Genomic DNA, 14,612 nt, shown 5'->3' with positions numbered 1-14,612 from the left:
CGCAGTCTACAGCAATTTCATGCGCGCGGCTTCATCCATGTGCCCCAACGACCCTCCTTTAGATCCTGTGCGGACAGCAATCCGGCTCACCCAGCTGTCGCACGGCGGCGGGTGAGGCTGCAAGATGACGCCAGCGTTGCTGAGCGAAGTCCTGGCCAAGGCGCCCGCGGGCATCATCGATCCCAATCTGCTGGTCGGCAACGAGAGTTGCGACGATGCCGCGGTCTATCGCCTGAACGCCGAGCAGGCGCTGGTGGCGACCACCGACTTCTTCATGCCGATCGTCGACGATCCGTTCGACTTCGGCCGCATCAGCGCGGCTAACGCGCTCTCGGACGTGTATGCCATGGGCGCACGGCCCATTATGGCGCTCGCCGTGTGCGGAATGCCGGTAGGGAAGCTGACTGCGGAAGAGATCGCGCGCATTCTTGCGGGCGGGCAATCGATATGTATCGAAGCCGGCATTCCGATTGCGGGCGGTCACTCGATCGATTCGCCCGAGCCGATCTACGGCTTGGTGGCGCTGGGGTTGGTACATCCGGATCGCATCAAGCGCAACGACCGGGCGCGCGCAGGCGACATCCTCATACTCGGCAAGGCGCTCGGGGTCGGCATTCTGAGCGCCGCGCTCAAGAAGGACGATCTCAGCGCCCAAGGCTACGCGCAAATGGTCGAGACCACCACCCGACTCAATACGCCAGGTATCGCGTTGTCCGAAATGGATTCGGTGCATGCGTTGACCGATGTCACGGGCTTCGGCTTGCTGGGACACCTGCTGGAGATCTGCAAAGGTTCGAGCGTTGCCGCGCAGCTGCGCATGACGTCCATCCCGGTCCTGTCCGAGGCAGGGCAGGCCGCGCAAGCGGGTCACGTCACCGGCGCCTCGGCACGCAACTGGTCGAGCGTCGGTATCGATGTCGATCTGGCGCAAGCATTGCCGCAGTGGCAGCGCAATCTGCTCACCGATCCGCAGACCAGTGGCGGATTGCTGGTGGCCTGCAGCGCCGACAGCGCGGCCGCGGTGCTCGGCGTCTTTCACCGCGCCGGTTTTGCGCAGGCGGCGGTGATCGGCGAGCTCAGCGCGGGCTCGCCGCGGGTCGCCGTGCGTTGAGCATCGGACCGAGCACGCGCCACACCGTCTCGAGCATCAGCGGCTGCGCCTCGCGCGCGGGGTGGATGCCGTCGGGCTGGAACAGCTCGTGGCGCTCGCCGAAGCCTTCGAACAGGAACGGAACCAGCGCCACGCGCGGCTTCTTCGCCAGCTCGGCATAAACGGCTTCGAACTGTTTCACGTAACCGGCCCCGTAGTTGGGCGGCAAGCGCATGCCCACCAGGACGACGCGCGCATTGCGCTTAAGACACGCATTCAGAATCGCGTCCAGATCCGCGCGCAAGGTTTCGATGCGTTGGCCGCGCAAGCCATCGTTCGCGCCCAGCTCGACCACCACGATGGCGGGTTTGTGCAGCGCCAGCGCCGACTCGATCCGGCGCCGCCCGCCGGCTGCCGTTTCCCCGCTGATGCTGGCATTGACCACCCTATAATCGGGCGCGACCTTGCCGATGCGCTGCGCGAGCAGGCTCACCCAGCCCGCGTTCTGGGCTAGCCCATAACCAGCCGAAAGACTGTCGCCGAATACGAGCACGGTGCCCGCCGGCCAGGCGAGCAGCGGGAACCCCAGCAGCGCGATCAGGACTAACAGTCTCGACATGAAGACGAACGACATACGGCCGATTGTGGAGGCGGCTGGCTTGGTGAAGCAAGTCAGAAGCGATGGCCGCGACCTAAGAATCGTTGACAACGTCAGTTTCAGCGTGTTCCCGGGCGAGTCGGTGGCCATCGTCGGCGTCTCCGGCTCGGGCAAGTCGACTTTGCTCGGCTTGCTCGCTGGCCTCGATACGCCGAGCGAGGGGCAGGTCTACCTCGATGGCGAGGACATCACGGCACTGAACGAGGATGGTCGCGCGGCCGTGCGCGCGCGCGCGGTCGGTTTCGTGTTCCAGTCCTTTCAGCTCCTGCCCGCGCTCACGGCCATCGAGAACGTCATGCTGCCGCTGGAGCTCGCGGGCGCAGCCGACGCACGCACGGCCGCGGCGGCGCTGCTCGATCGGGTCGGCTTGAGCGAGCGCCTGACGCATTGTCCCAAGCAGCTTTCCGGCGGCGAGCAGCAGCGTGTCGCAATCGCACGCGCGTTCGTCGCAAGACCGAAGCTGCTGCTGGCCGACGAGCCGACCGGAAACCTCGATGCCGCCACCGGGGCGTGCATCGCCGAGCTCATGTTCGAGTTGAACCACGAGCGCGGCACTACGCTCCTGCTGGTTACGCATGACGAAGCGGTTTCGAATCGCTGCAGGCGCACGTTGCGCCTGGCGAGCGGACGCTTGCTGGAGCCGCAACGGCAGTGAAGGACATCGTACTCGGCCTGCGCCTGGCCGCGCGCATGCTGCGGGCCGGGGAGCTCAATCTGCTCGTGGCGGCGATTGCGCTGGCAGTTGCGGCGATGGCGACGGTCGGCTTGTTCTCCGATCGCGCGCGCCTGGCCATGGAGCAAGAAGCCAACCGGCTGCTGGGCGCGGATCTCGTGTTGCGTTGGACGCGCCCGATTTCGCTCGAGCTCGAGCAAGCAGCGCGTGCGCGCGGTCTCTCTGCGGTGTCGACGCTGGCCTTCAGAAGCATGGTGATCCGTGCCGAGACGAGCCTGCTGGGCGAGATCACCGCGGTCGATCCGGGCTATCCGTTGCGCGGCACGACCCGGATCGCATCGAGGCGCGGCGGCGCGGACGAAGTGCCGCGATCGATGCCCGCGAGCGGAACGGTCTGGGCCGACGAGCGCCTCTTCAGCCAGCTTAAAGTGCAGGTGGGCGATCGCATCACGCTCGGCGAGAAGACCTTCACGCTGGCGGCGGTGCTCACGCAGGATCCGAGCCTCACGCTGAGCATTTTCGGCATGGGCCCACGCTTGGTGATGGCGCGCGCGGACGTGGCGGCAACCGGATTGATGGTGCCAGGCAGCCGCGCCGTGCATCGGCTGTTGATCGCGGGTGAGCGCCAGGCGGTCGACGCCTATCGGGCATGGGCCGGGCCGCGGCTTCCCGCCGGCACGCGCCTGGAGGGCGTGCGCGACGCGCGGCCCGAAGTGCGTGCGGCGCTGGAGCGCGCCGAGCGCTTCATGAGCCTTGCCGCCCTAGTGGCTGTCGCGCTCGCGGCCGTGGCGGTCATGCTCGCCACGCGGCGCTATCACGAACGCCAGCTCGACGTCTGCGCGATGCTGCGTTGCCTCGGCGCCGGCGAGTGGCGGGTGTTCCGCCTGCAGTTCGTTCAGCTCGCAGCCGTCGGCGTGGGCGCGAGCATCGCGGGTTGCGCCGTCGGCTACGCCGGCCAGGCGGCCCTGGGCTCCTGGCTCGGTTCGCTCGTCGGCATCGAGCTGCCGCAACCCAGCCTGGGCGCAGCCGTGCGCGCAACGCTGCTCGGCATCGTGCTGCTGGCGGCTTTCGGTTTGCCGCCGTTGTTTTCGCTACGCAAGGTGCCCGCGCTGCGGGTCCTGCGGCGTGAGGCAGGCGGCCCGGGCATCGCGGGCATGGGAGCCTATGCACTTGGCATCGGCTGCGTTGCCGGTCTGGTCCTATGGCACGCGGGCGACCTGCGACTGGGCGCTTATGTGCTGCTCGGCTGCCTTGCGACGATCGCGGCCGCAGCCGCGCTCACGTGGTCGAGCCTGCGCGCGCTTGGGGCGGTGCGAAGCGGCGGCGCCGTGAGCTGGCGCTACGGCATCGCAAGCCTGCGCCGACGCTCGGCCGCAACCGTGTGGCAGGTGGTCGCGCTCGCGCTCGGCCTCGCCGCGCTGCTCACGCTGACGCTCATCCGCTCCGATCTGCTCGCGGCCTGGCAGGCCAATCTGCCGGCGGATGCGCCCAATCGCTTTCTCATCAACATCCAGTCTGATCAGGTCGCCGCGGTGCAGGAACTGCTTGCGTCCCGCCTGGGCTACCGGCCCGAAGTCTATCCAACGGTGCGCGGGCGATTGGTGGCTGTGAACGGCGAGCCGATCGATCCGTCGGCCTACGCCGACGATCGGGCGCGAAGGCTGGCGGAGCGCGAGTTCAACCTGGGCTGGGGCGATCGGCTTCCGGTGCACAATCGCATCACGGCCGGGCGCTGGCACGGCGAGGGCAGTAGCGACCCCGGATTGTCGGTGGAGGAGGGCATCGCGCGCACCTTGCATCTTCGGCTGGGCGACCGGCTGACCTACGACGTCGCCGGCGTGCGCTTCGAGGCGCGGATCACCAGCTTGCGCGAGGTCGAATGGGACAGCTTTCGCGTCAACTTTTTCGTGATCGCAGCGCCCAGTCTGCTCGCCTCGCATCCGGCGACGCACATCACCAGCTTCCATCTGCCGCCCAACGACAGCACCGTGGTGAATGCGCTGGTGCAGCGCTTTCCCAACGTGGTGGTGATCGACGTGGCAAGCCTGGTGACGCAGGTGCAGGCGATGATCGGGCAGGTATCGCGCGCGATCAGTTTCGTTTTCGTTTTCACGCTGGCGGCGGGCATTCTGGTGCTCTACGCCGGTATCGTGGCCACCCACGACGAGCGCGTACGGGAGGTGGCGATCATGCGCACACTCGGGGCGAATCGGCGCCAGGTGGTGCGGGCGCATGCGACCGAGTTTGCGCTGATCGGCGCGATGGCCGGCGTATTCGCCGCGGCCGGTGCGAGCGCACTCGGTTACACGGTGGCCGCGAAAGTACTGAATCTGCCCTACCAGTTCGACCCGCTGGTGTGGCTGTTCGGATTCGTCGCCGGCGTTGCCGGCGTGTTGGCGGCCGGGATGCTGTTCACTCGGCGCGTTCTGGCCACGCCGCCGCTCGCGAGCCTGCGCCAGATCGGTTGAGCCTTCTCGCGAGGGTCCGGTCAGTGGTCTAGCTGGCGCTCGCTCCATCGCGCAAAGCGACTTGTCAGGGACTTTTCGGTCGATAGCGGCGAGCCGCGTGCGCGCGGCGGCCCGAATGCCTGGGCTATACTGCGGCGAGTAGCGGAGGGGCAACATGGTCGAAATCGTCGTCGTCATTCTGGCGCTGGTGGTCCTGGGCGCCGTCATCCTTTTGGTCGTCAAGATGGGCGCGCTGGCGAAGGCGATGAACGCTCACGCGTTGAGCCAGGTGGAAGCGAACGAGCAGAAACAACGCGTTCTGGTGGGCGAGTTGCGCGACAACCTGGAACGGCAGGGCGATCGGCTAGCCGGCACGCTCACCGACAATTCGGAGCGGCTGCGTGCCGTGGTTTCGAACGATCTGAAGCATGCGCGCGAGGCCATGCAGGTGCTGCAATTGTCGCAGCAGCATGAGCTCGCGACCTTCCGCGAGGCGGTGCTGTCGCGCCTGGCCGACATGAGCCTCGGCTTGCAGACGCGGCTGACCGAACAGGCAGGCGCCGATCGCGACGTCATGGATCGCTCGCTCAAGTCGATGACGCAGGAGCTGCGCGTGGCGATGGAGGCGCTGGCGAGCCGCACCGACGAGCGCCTGGAGCAGATCCGCGGCAACGTCGAGCAGCACCTGGATCAGATCCGGGGCAGTGTCGCCGAGCGCCTGGACGAAGGCTTCCGCAAGACCAACGAGACTTTTTCCAACGTCATGGCGCGGCTCGCGGTGATCGACGAGGCGCAGCGCAAGATCGACGGGCTTGCCACCAACGTCGTCAGCCTGCAGGAGCTGCTCGGCGACAAGCGCGCGCGCGGCGCATTCGGCGAGGTGCAGCTGGAGGGGCTGGTGCGCAATTGCCTGCCGCCGAACGCCTGGCAGATGCAGGTGACGCTCTCCAACGGCGCGCGCGCCGATTGCGTGTTGCGCTTGCCCGAGCCCACCGGCTCGGTCGCCGTCGACTCCAAGTTTCCGCTCGAGAACTATCACCGGATGTATACGCCGGGGCTCGCCGAGGCCGAGCGCGCACAGGCCGAGCGCTCGTTCAAGGCCGACCTGCGCCGGCATGTCGACGATATTGCCGACAAGTACGTGATCCCGGGAGAAACCTCCGATGGCGCGGTGATGTTCGTGCCGGCGGAAGCGGTATTTGCCGAGATCCACGCCTATCATCGCGACATCATCGATCACGCCCTGGCGCGACACGTCTGGGTGGTGTCACCCACGACGCTGATGGCCGTGCTCAATACGGCGCGAGCGGTCATCAAGGATGTCGAGACGCGGCGCCAGGTGCACGTGATCAAGGACGCACTGGGCAAGCTGGCGAAGGACTTCTCGCGTTTCGACGAGCGCATGCGCCGGCTCGCCGACCATATCCGCCAGGCGCACGAGGATGCCGAGCGCGTGCACGTCTCCAGCGTGAAGATCGCGCAGCGCTTCGCACAGATCGAGAGCGTAGAATTCGAACATCCGCAAGCGGCCGCGGAGGAGATGCTGCCGGACCCGGCCGGCGAAGGCCGGGAACCGGAGCAGCAGGCCGAGCAGGCCGTCTAGCGAGCTTCAGGTAATGCCTTGTCGCTCGCTCCCTCACCCGCAACCCCTCTCCCGGAGGGAGAGGGGAGCGTTTTGCGGAAAGCGGCTTGTCAGCCACTTTCCGGTGCATCAATAGCCGCGGCGCGATACGGAGTGCGCGGCATGGGATTCAGCCTGCAGCGTTGGCGACGCGCACGCATCGTGCGCAGGGCCCCACTGGACGAAGCACTATGGATGGAATCGCTCGCACGCTATCGCTTCCTGAGCGGATTGAGCGATGCCGAGCGCGAGCGCCTGCGCGGCCTCGTGACGGTTTTCCTGCACGACAAGCAGATCCACGGCGCCGCGGACCTCGAGCTCGACAATTCGATGCGCATGGCGCTGGCCGTTCAGGCCTGCGTCCTGTTGCTGAACCTGCCCGACGATTGGTATGACGGCTGGGTGGAGATCGTGGTCTATCCGAACGAATTCGTGCCCGATGTCGAGTGGCAGGACGAATTCGGGGTGGTCCACGCCGGCAAGGAAATCCGCTCCGGCGAGGCGTGGCTGCACGGGCCGGTGATCCTGTCGTGGGCCGACATCGGCGAGGATTTCGCCGACGGAATCAACGTGGCGATCCACGAGTTCGCGCACAAGCTCGACATGCTCAACGGCGACGCCGACGGCTATCCGCCCTTGCACGCGGGCATGGATCGGGCGGCCTGGACGAAGGCGTTTACGTCGGCCTATGAGGATTTTTGCCACAGCGTCGATGCCGGCCGCCGGACTACAATCGATCCCTATGCGGCCGAATCTCCGGGCGAGTTCTTTGCCGTGCTGAGCGAGGCGTTCATCGAACGGCCCGAGATCGTGCGCGCCGGCTATCCGGCCATCTACGAGCAATTGATGAGGTTTTATCGCCAGGATCCCTATGCGCGCCATGTCGCGGCCGGGCTCCTGGAGGAAGTCTGAGCCCCCGACGAGCCCATCATGGTGCGACCCCTGCTTCGCCCTGCAACTGTAATCCTCACGCTGTGGGCGCAGTCCTGCCTGGCGGCCGAGACTTGGCCTGCGCTCGACGGCGCAGCGATGCTCGTTGCGGCGGCGCTCGCGGGGGCCGTGGCCGCGGTGCTGGTCACTCGCCTGTACTTGAAGAAGAGGCGTTTGCCCATCGATCCGGCCCGGGCGTGGTCGGTCCTGAGCGACTTGCGCGAGGGCGTGATCGCGACCGGCACGGACGGGAACGTGGTCTATCTGAACGCGGCGGCCGAGGAGCTTTCGGGCTGGGGCATCGCCGAGGCGAAGGGCCAGCCCCTGCACATGGTCTATCGCATCATCGACGAGCACAGCCGAAGCACGCTCGACTACATCGCCCAGGGCGCTCCCGAAGGCGCTCATCTGGCCGACTCCGGGCGTGCGGCGGCGCGGCTCATCCGCCGCGACGGTCAGGAGACTTCGGTACACGATTCGTTCACCGAGGTGCGCGACGAAGCAGGGCAGCGCAGTGGTTATGCGGTCGTCTTCCACGACGTATCTCAGTTGCGTGCGCTGGCGCAGCAGCTGTCGTGGCAAGCAAGCCACGACTCGCTCACAGGACTGGTCAACCGGCGCGAGCTCGAGAGCCGCCTGAACCAACTGCTCGAGTCCGCGCGCACACAAGGGCGCCAGCACGTGCTGCTCTACATCGACCTGGACAACTTCAAGACGGTGAACGATTCGTGCGGGCACACGGCCGGCGACGAGCTGCTGCGCAGCCTCACCTCGGTCATGAGCACCAAGATCCGCGGCAGCGACATCCTGGCGCGGCTCGGCGGCGACGAGTTCGCGGCGCTGCTGCAGTCGTGTCCGCTCGATCAGGGTTTGCGCATTGCCAATGGCATACGCGAAGTGGTGCGCGACTTCCGTTTCGCCTGGGAAGGCAAGTCCTTCACCGTCGGCGCGAGCATCGGCCTGGTGCCGATCGACGCGGCCAGCGGCGACATCGCGGACGTGTTGACGGCCGCCGATGCATGTTGCTACGAAGCGAAGAACAAGGGCCGCGACAGGGTGCAGGTGCACCGCCCGCAGCAGGCTGGCCAGCGCGAGAACGGCGAGCCGCAGATGATCTCGCGCCTGAGCCAGGCGTTCGAGCAGGGCGACTTCGTGCTCTACCAGCAATACATCCAGCCGCTCAAGGAAGCGGTATCGTCGCCGCACTTCGAGATACTCGTGCGCATGCGCGGCGACAACGGCGAGCTGGTGCCGCCGATGGCGTTCATTCCGGCGGCGGAACGCTACAACCTGCTGACCGCGATCGACCGGCTGGTGATCACCGAGCTGCTGCAGGTGCTGGCTGCCCGTAGCCGCGCTGCCGGCACCCAGATCGCCCCCGAGGCTGGGCTGTATTCGGTCAATCTGTCCGGCGCGAGCATCAACGATTCCAGCTTTTCGGATTTTCTGCGGCGCCAGCTCGCGCGCTACCCCGTGCCGCCGAGCCTGCTGTGTTTCGAGGTGACGGAAACGACCGCGATCTCGAATCTGACCAAGGCAGCCGAGCTCATGCACGAGCTGAAGAACATGGGCTGCCGCTTCGCTTTGGACGATTTCGGCATCGGCATGTCGTCGTTTGCCTATCTCAAATATCTGCCGGTGGACTTCCTCAAGATCGACGGCACGTTCGTGCGCGACATGGCGGACGACGAGATGGACTGTGCGATCGTGGAAGCCATCAATCGTATCGCGCACATCCTCGGCATGCAGACGGTGGCCGAGATCGTCGAAGATCAGGCGACGCTGGACCGCTTGCGCCTGCTCGGCGTCGACTATGCTCAGGGCTTCCACATCGCCCGGCCCGAGCCGCTGCAGATGCATTTGCCGGAAGCGCCGGCGCTTGCCCAGGCGCAGTTGCTGATCTGACGCAGGTGCGTCGCGCCCGCGACGGCGGCCGCTTAGGCGGAGAAGACGACGCTACGCTTCAGCGCGAACCGGGCTCGGTCCCGATTTCCCGGGCGCCGCCGGCCTGCTCGGCATGCACTTGCAGCTCTTCGCGCGTATTGATGTTGCTGAATGCTTCCGGCATGTCGTCGAAGGGCACTTCGATCACGCGCAGGCGCGCATACCAGGCGTCGATCTTGCGCCCGCCACCGGCGAGATAGTCCCGCAGATCGGCGTGCAGGCTGCGCTTGCACAGGCAGAAGACCGGATGCGGCTGCTCGCCCGTGCGCGCCACCGCAAGCTCGGCTTCGTTCTGCGACAATCCTTGGTGCAGCCGCGCCACCAGCATCGCGGGCAGGAACGGCGAATCGCACGGCGCGGCAACGACCAGCTCGTTGCGCGCGAGCGCGAGCCCGCGCTCGAGGCCGGCGAGCGGTCCGGCAAAGCCGCCGACCTCGTCCGGCAGCACCGGATGACCGAAGCTGCGGTAGCGCTCGAGGTTCTGGTTGGCACTCACGAGAATTTCGTCGACCTGGGGACCGAGGCGCTCCAGCACCCACGCGATCAGGGGACGGCTCTGCAGGAGCTGCAGACCTTTGTCGACGCCGCCCATCCGTCGACCCTGGCCGCCTGCGAGGATCAATCCGGTGACGGCAATACCTGTCACGTCGCGACCGAAACCCGGTTCGGATCGTCGGCCGACGCGCCGCGGACGAAGCGGTGCGAGCCGGTGAAGAGGAGGTAGTGCTTGCCGGTGGCGCGGCCGATCATGGTGATGCCGACGCGGCGCGCGATGTCGTGGCCCATTTGCGTGAGCCCGGAGCGCGAGACCAGGAACGGTATGCCCATCTGCGCGCACTTGATCACCATCTCGGAGGTGAGCCGGCCGGTGGTGTAGAAGATCTTGTCGGCCCCGTCGAGATTCTCCAGCCACATCTGGCCGGCGATGGCATCGACCGCGTTGTGGCGGCCGACATCTTCGACGAACATCAGAATCTCGTCGCCACGCGCGAGCGCGCAGCCGTGTACCGCGCCCGCCGTCTTGTAGACGGTGTCGTAGCGCCGCACATTGTCCATGAGGCCATAGTAGGTCGCCTCGGTGAGCTTCGCATCGGCCGGCAACGCCACGCTGTCGATCTCGGCCATGAGATCGCCGAACACCGTACCCTGGCCGCAGCCGGTGGTGACGGTGCGCTTCTCCATCTTGCCGTCCAGATCTTCGACGCCGGCGAAGGTGGTCACCGCGCACGAGTCGACGTCCCAGTCGACCTGCACCGAGCGGATCTCGGCCAGCGAGCGCACCAGACGTTGATTGCGCAGATAGCCGATGGCGAGCGCCTCGGGACATTGCCCGAGCGTCATCAAGGTCACCAGCTCGCGCTTGTCGAGATAGATCGTGAGCGGATGCTCGCCGGCAATGGCGGTGGCGAGTCGCTCGCCGCGTTCGTTCGTCGACTCGACTTCCACGGTTGCCGGCCGGGTGGCGTTGCTCAGCAGGGGACGTTCGCGCATTCAGCCACCGATGTAGGACATTTCGACCTTCTGCAGGCGCACGGTGTGGCTGCCCCGAATCTCCGAATAGCGATCCGAGCGCTTGCTCCACAGGCCGACGATGAATTCGCGGATCGCCTCGTCGGAAGCCCCGCTTCGCAGCAGCGCGCGCAGATCGTGCCCCGAGGTCGCGAACAGGCACGTATAGATCTGGCCTTCGGCCGAAAGCCGCGCGCGGGTGCAATCGCGGCAGAACGCTTGCGTGACCGAGGCGATGACGCCGATCTCGCCCGAGCCGTCGCGGTAGCGCCAGCGCTGGGCAACTTCGCCGCGATAGTGGGCACCGATCGGCTCCAGCGGCAACTCGCGGTCGATGCGCTGCACGACTTCGGCGGCGCTCACCACATCGTCCATGCGCCAGCCGTTGCTGTGGCCCACGTCCATGTACTCGATGAAGCGCACGATGTGGCCGCGTTCTCGGAAAAAGCGCGCCATCGGCACGATGCTGTCGTCGTTCACCCCGCGCTTGACCACCATGTTGACCTTGATGGGCGCGAGCCCGGCGGCGGCCGCGGCGTCGATGCCTGCGAGCACCCGCTCGACTGGAAAGTCGACGTCGTTCATCGCCCGGAACACCGCATCGTCGAGCGAATCGAGGCTCACGGTGACGCGCTTCAGGCCCGCTTCATGCAGGCGCAACGCCTTGAGCGCGAGCAGCGAGCCGTTGGTCGTGAGCGTGAGATCAAGACCTTCGATCGTGGCGAGCTTCCCGATCAAGGCCTCGAGATTCCGCCGCACCAGCGGCTCGCCCCCGGTCAGACGGATCTTCTCGATGCCGAGCCCGCGAAAGATGCGCGCGACCCGTTCGATCTCCTCGAAGCTCAACAGCGCCTTGCGGTCGAGAAACTGAAAGTCCTTGCCGAACACCTCCTTGGGCATGCAATAGACGCAGCGGAAATTGCAGCGGTCGGTGACCGAGATGCGCAGGTCGCGCAGCGGGCGGCCGAGCTTGTCCTGCGCAAGGCTTGGCGGGGTGGTAGGAGAATGCGACATTTGAAGCAATTATGGCACACACCACAGGCGCGCGAAGGCGCGCGCGGGTTCGCTCCAGCACCGAGTCATTGCCGGGCACGGATTCAAATGGTGCGCCGAAAATCCGCCGTCAGATAACCCCTTCCATCACCTGGACATCGACCGTCGCGCCGGCGGGGACATTGCCTTGCTCGGCGGGCAGAATGATGAAGCAGTTCGCTTCCGACATGGAGCTCAGGATTCCGGAGCCTTGCTCGCCGGTGACGCGCACGCGCCACTGACCGTCGGCATCGCAGGAGAGGATGCCGCGCTGGAACTCGGTACGCCCCGGCGCCTTCTTCAATGCGCTCGTGCAGTGCGCCTTGAGCACTGGAATCGGCGGGACCGGATCGCGCCCCATCAGCACGTAGAGCGCTTCGCGCACGAACTGATAGAACGTGGCCATCACCGAGACGGGATTTCCCGGCAGACCGAAGAAGTGCGCGTTGCCGACGCGCCCGTAGGCGAGCGGCCGACCCGGCTTCATCGCGATCTTCCAGAACACGACCTCGCCGAGACGATTGAGCAGATCCCTGACGAAGTCCGCCTCGCCGACCGATACCCCGCCGCTGGTGATCACGACATCGGCGATTTCGGAAGCATCGCGGAATGCGCACTCGAGCAACGCGGGATCGTCGCGCACTACGCCCATGTCCATCGCATCGACGCCGAGCCGGCTCAACATGCCGTGGATCGTGTAGCGATTGCTGTCGTAGATCTGGCCGGCGGCGAGCGGCTGGCCGATCGAAACCAGCTCGTCTCCGGTGGAGAAGAAGGCCACGCGCAGTTTTCGATAGACGCCGACTTCGCCGATGCCGAGGGAAGCGAGCAATCCGATGTCGGCCGGCGTGGCGAGCCGGCCTTTTGCGAGAGCGACGCTGCCCCGGCGCAGATCCTCGCCGGCGCGGCGCACGTGCTGGCCCTTTTGGTGTCCGCCGCCGATGGTGACTCGGTCGCCCGCCGCGCGCACGTGCTCCTGCATGACGACCGTATCCAGGGTTGCAGGGACCACGCCGCCCGTCATGATGCGGATGCATTCGCCGGTCTCGATTCGACCGCCATAGGGCTTGCCGGCAAAGGCGCTGCCGACGATTCGCAAGCCGGTCTCGCCGCTGCCCAGATCCGATGCGCGCACGGCATAACCATCCATCGCGGAATTGTCGTGCGCGGGCACGTCGACGGGAGAGGTCACGTCCGCGGCCAGTATGCGCCCGAGCGCAGTCCGAATGGCGCAGCGCTCGATGCCGCGGATAGGGGCCAGAAAACGCCGGATCAGCGCGCGCGCCTGGTCGACAGGCAGCGAGTTCGGATCGTAGTCGTCGGTGCAGCTCAGCTCGCGCAGCGTCGTCTTCGCTTCGCTCATCCCGAGCTCCTTGGTCAGCCAGGAGAAGCAGTTTACCGCAGGCTGCGTCGCACTCCGCCGGCGATGCAGCGCGCGCGCAAACGATCAGGTCCGGGATGGGCGCCAGGGCACGCTCGGTGCGTTGCTTGTCCGGGCTCGTCGGGTGCGCTATATTCCGTTATTCATAACGACCGTGCTGGCGGCGCTGTCGCCCGCGCCACCGGCGCTGTCGTAATGGACGAGCTGCAGGTCGAAAACACCAAATCGTCCGAATTTCGGCGCACCGCGGTCGGATTGCGGCCCGCCGCAGTGGGATTGCCGAGCTCGCAAGCTCGGATTGCCGAATCCGGAATTGCCCGGCAGTGGAGCGATGCATGGACAGTATCGATCTCGACGTTCTGAAGACGAGCCTGGAATGGGTGCGGGCAGGCCGTGGTGCAACGCTTGCGACGGTGGTGCATACCTGGGGCTCCGCGCCGCGGCCGGTGGGCGCAATGACCGTCATTCGCGACGATGGCCTGGTGGCGGGATCGGTGTCGGGCGGTTGCGTCGAGGACGACATGATCGAGAAAGTGCGCGCGGGCACCATGGCGGTTGCGGGTCCGGAGCTCGTCGTGTACGGTGTGACGCGCGAGCAGGCCGAGCGTTTCGGCTTGCCCTGCGGCGGGACGCTGGAACTGGTGGCCGAACCTCTCGGGCCGCAATCGGGATTATCCGAGTTGGTTGCGTCGATCGAACGCCATGAAGTCGTCACGCGCCGGCTCGATATGGCGAGCGGACGGGTGGAAGTGACTGCGGGCCGCGCCGGCGATGATCTGGTCTTCGACGGTAAGAGCCTCACCACCGTGCACGGACCACGCTGGCGGCTGCTGCTGATCGGCGCGGGTCAGCTCTCGCGCTACGTGGCGCAGTTCGCCCAGGCGCTCGACTACCACGTGACCACCTGCGATCCGCGCGAAGAGTACGCGAGAAGCTGGGAAGTGCCCGGGGCCGCGCTCACGCGCGAAATGCCGGACGACGTGGTGCGCGAGATGGGAACGGACGCGCACACCGCAGTGGTCGCGGCCACGCACGATCCCAGGCTCGACGACATGGCCTTGCTGGAAGCGTTGCGCTCGCCGGCCTTCTACGTCGGCGCGATCGGATCGCGCGCGAACAATCGCAAGCGCCGCGAGCGCCTGATCAAGCACTTCGACATGACCGAGGCAGAGATCGACCGGCTGCACGGGCCGATCGGCTTGCAGATCGGCGGCAAGACCCCGCCCGAGATCGCGCTCTCCATCATCGCGGAAATGACCGCGGTACGCCACGGTGCCCGCCTGGAGAAGACGGACAAAGGGACCGTGGTCTCCGCTGCCACCGATCC

Annotated in this window: 12 protein-coding genes; 7 read left to right on the top strand and 5 right to left on the bottom strand. The window is 66.5% G+C overall.

Going from position 1 to position 14,612, the window contains the following annotated elements; all coding sequences use genetic code 11:
* The first annotated feature begins 37 nt into the window (after positions 1-37).
* Entirely contained in the window at positions 38-1,111 is a 1,074-nt protein-coding gene (gene selD, locus GEV05_01170) for a selenide, water dikinase SelD (protein MPZ42015.1), read from the top strand.
* On the opposite strand, the gene GEV05_01165 is transcribed toward selD, so the two are convergent.
* Positions 1,077-1,709: an arylesterase gene (locus tag GEV05_01165; protein ID MPZ42014.1), complete on the bottom strand. Its 633-nt coding sequence runs from the start codon at positions 1,707-1,709 to the stop codon at positions 1,077-1,079. The genes selD and GEV05_01165 overlap by 35 nt on opposite strands.
* Between GEV05_01165 and GEV05_01160 the strand changes: the two genes are divergently transcribed.
* The 5 genes from GEV05_01160 to GEV05_01140 all read left to right on the top strand — a co-directional run bounded on the left by GEV05_01160 (position 1,708) and on the right by GEV05_01140 (position 9,324).
* On the top strand, positions 1,708-2,403 hold the full coding sequence (locus GEV05_01160; protein ID MPZ42013.1) for an ATP-binding cassette domain-containing protein: 696 nt from the start codon (positions 1,708-1,710) through the stop codon (positions 2,401-2,403). The genes GEV05_01165 and GEV05_01160 overlap by 2 nt on opposite strands.
* A gap of 35 nt (positions 2,404-2,438) precedes the next feature.
* Positions 2,439-4,889, top strand: coding sequence for an FtsX-like permease family protein (locus tag GEV05_01155; GenBank protein MPZ42012.1), 2,451 nt, complete (start codon positions 2,439-2,441; stop codon positions 4,887-4,889).
* A gap of 154 nt (positions 4,890-5,043) precedes the next feature.
* Complete coding sequence (gene rmuC, locus GEV05_01150) at positions 5,044-6,471, top strand: DNA recombination protein RmuC (protein MPZ42011.1); 1,428 nt, start codon at positions 5,044-5,046, stop codon at positions 6,469-6,471.
* Positions 6,472-6,612: 141 nt separating this feature from the next.
* Positions 6,613-7,401, top strand: coding sequence for a hypothetical protein (locus tag GEV05_01145; GenBank protein ID MPZ42010.1), 789 nt, complete (start codon positions 6,613-6,615; stop codon positions 7,399-7,401).
* Positions 7,402-7,419: 18 nt separating this feature from the next.
* Entirely contained in the window at positions 7,420-9,324 is a 1,905-nt protein-coding gene (locus tag GEV05_01140) for an EAL domain-containing protein (GenBank protein MPZ42009.1), read from the top strand.
* A 58-nt stretch (positions 9,325-9,382) separates the two neighbouring features.
* Here GEV05_01140 and mobA read toward each other — a convergent pair whose 3' ends face one another.
* The 4 genes from mobA to GEV05_01120 form a co-directional block, all read right to left on the bottom strand.
* Entirely contained in the window at positions 9,383-9,955 is a 573-nt protein-coding gene (gene mobA / locus GEV05_01135) for a molybdenum cofactor guanylyltransferase (GenBank protein ID MPZ42008.1), read from the bottom strand.
* 50 nt (positions 9,956-10,005) lie between these two features.
* Positions 10,006-10,854, bottom strand: coding sequence for a sulfurtransferase FdhD (locus GEV05_01130; GenBank protein MPZ42007.1), 849 nt, complete (start codon positions 10,852-10,854; stop codon positions 10,006-10,008).
* Positions 10,855-11,886 (bottom strand): GTP 3',8-cyclase MoaA, encoded by a 1,032-nt coding sequence (gene moaA, locus GEV05_01125; protein ID MPZ42006.1) that lies wholly within the window; start codon positions 11,884-11,886, stop codon positions 10,855-10,857.
* A gap of 109 nt (positions 11,887-11,995) precedes the next feature.
* Positions 11,996-13,267, bottom strand: coding sequence for a molybdopterin molybdenumtransferase MoeA (locus GEV05_01120; protein MPZ42005.1), 1,272 nt, complete (start codon positions 13,265-13,267; stop codon positions 11,996-11,998).
* Positions 13,268-13,620: 353 nt separating this feature from the next.
* Here GEV05_01120 and GEV05_01115 point away from each other — a divergent pair.
* On the top strand, positions 13,621-14,612 hold a 992-nt coding region (locus GEV05_01115; GenBank protein MPZ42004.1), incomplete at its 3' end, for a hypothetical protein.

The sequence above is a fragment of the Betaproteobacteria bacterium genome, from assembly GCA_009377585.1.
Taxonomy (GTDB): Bacteria; Pseudomonadota; Gammaproteobacteria; order Burkholderiales; family WYBJ01; genus WYBJ01.
This window is presented reverse-complemented; position numbering and strand designations above follow the sequence as displayed.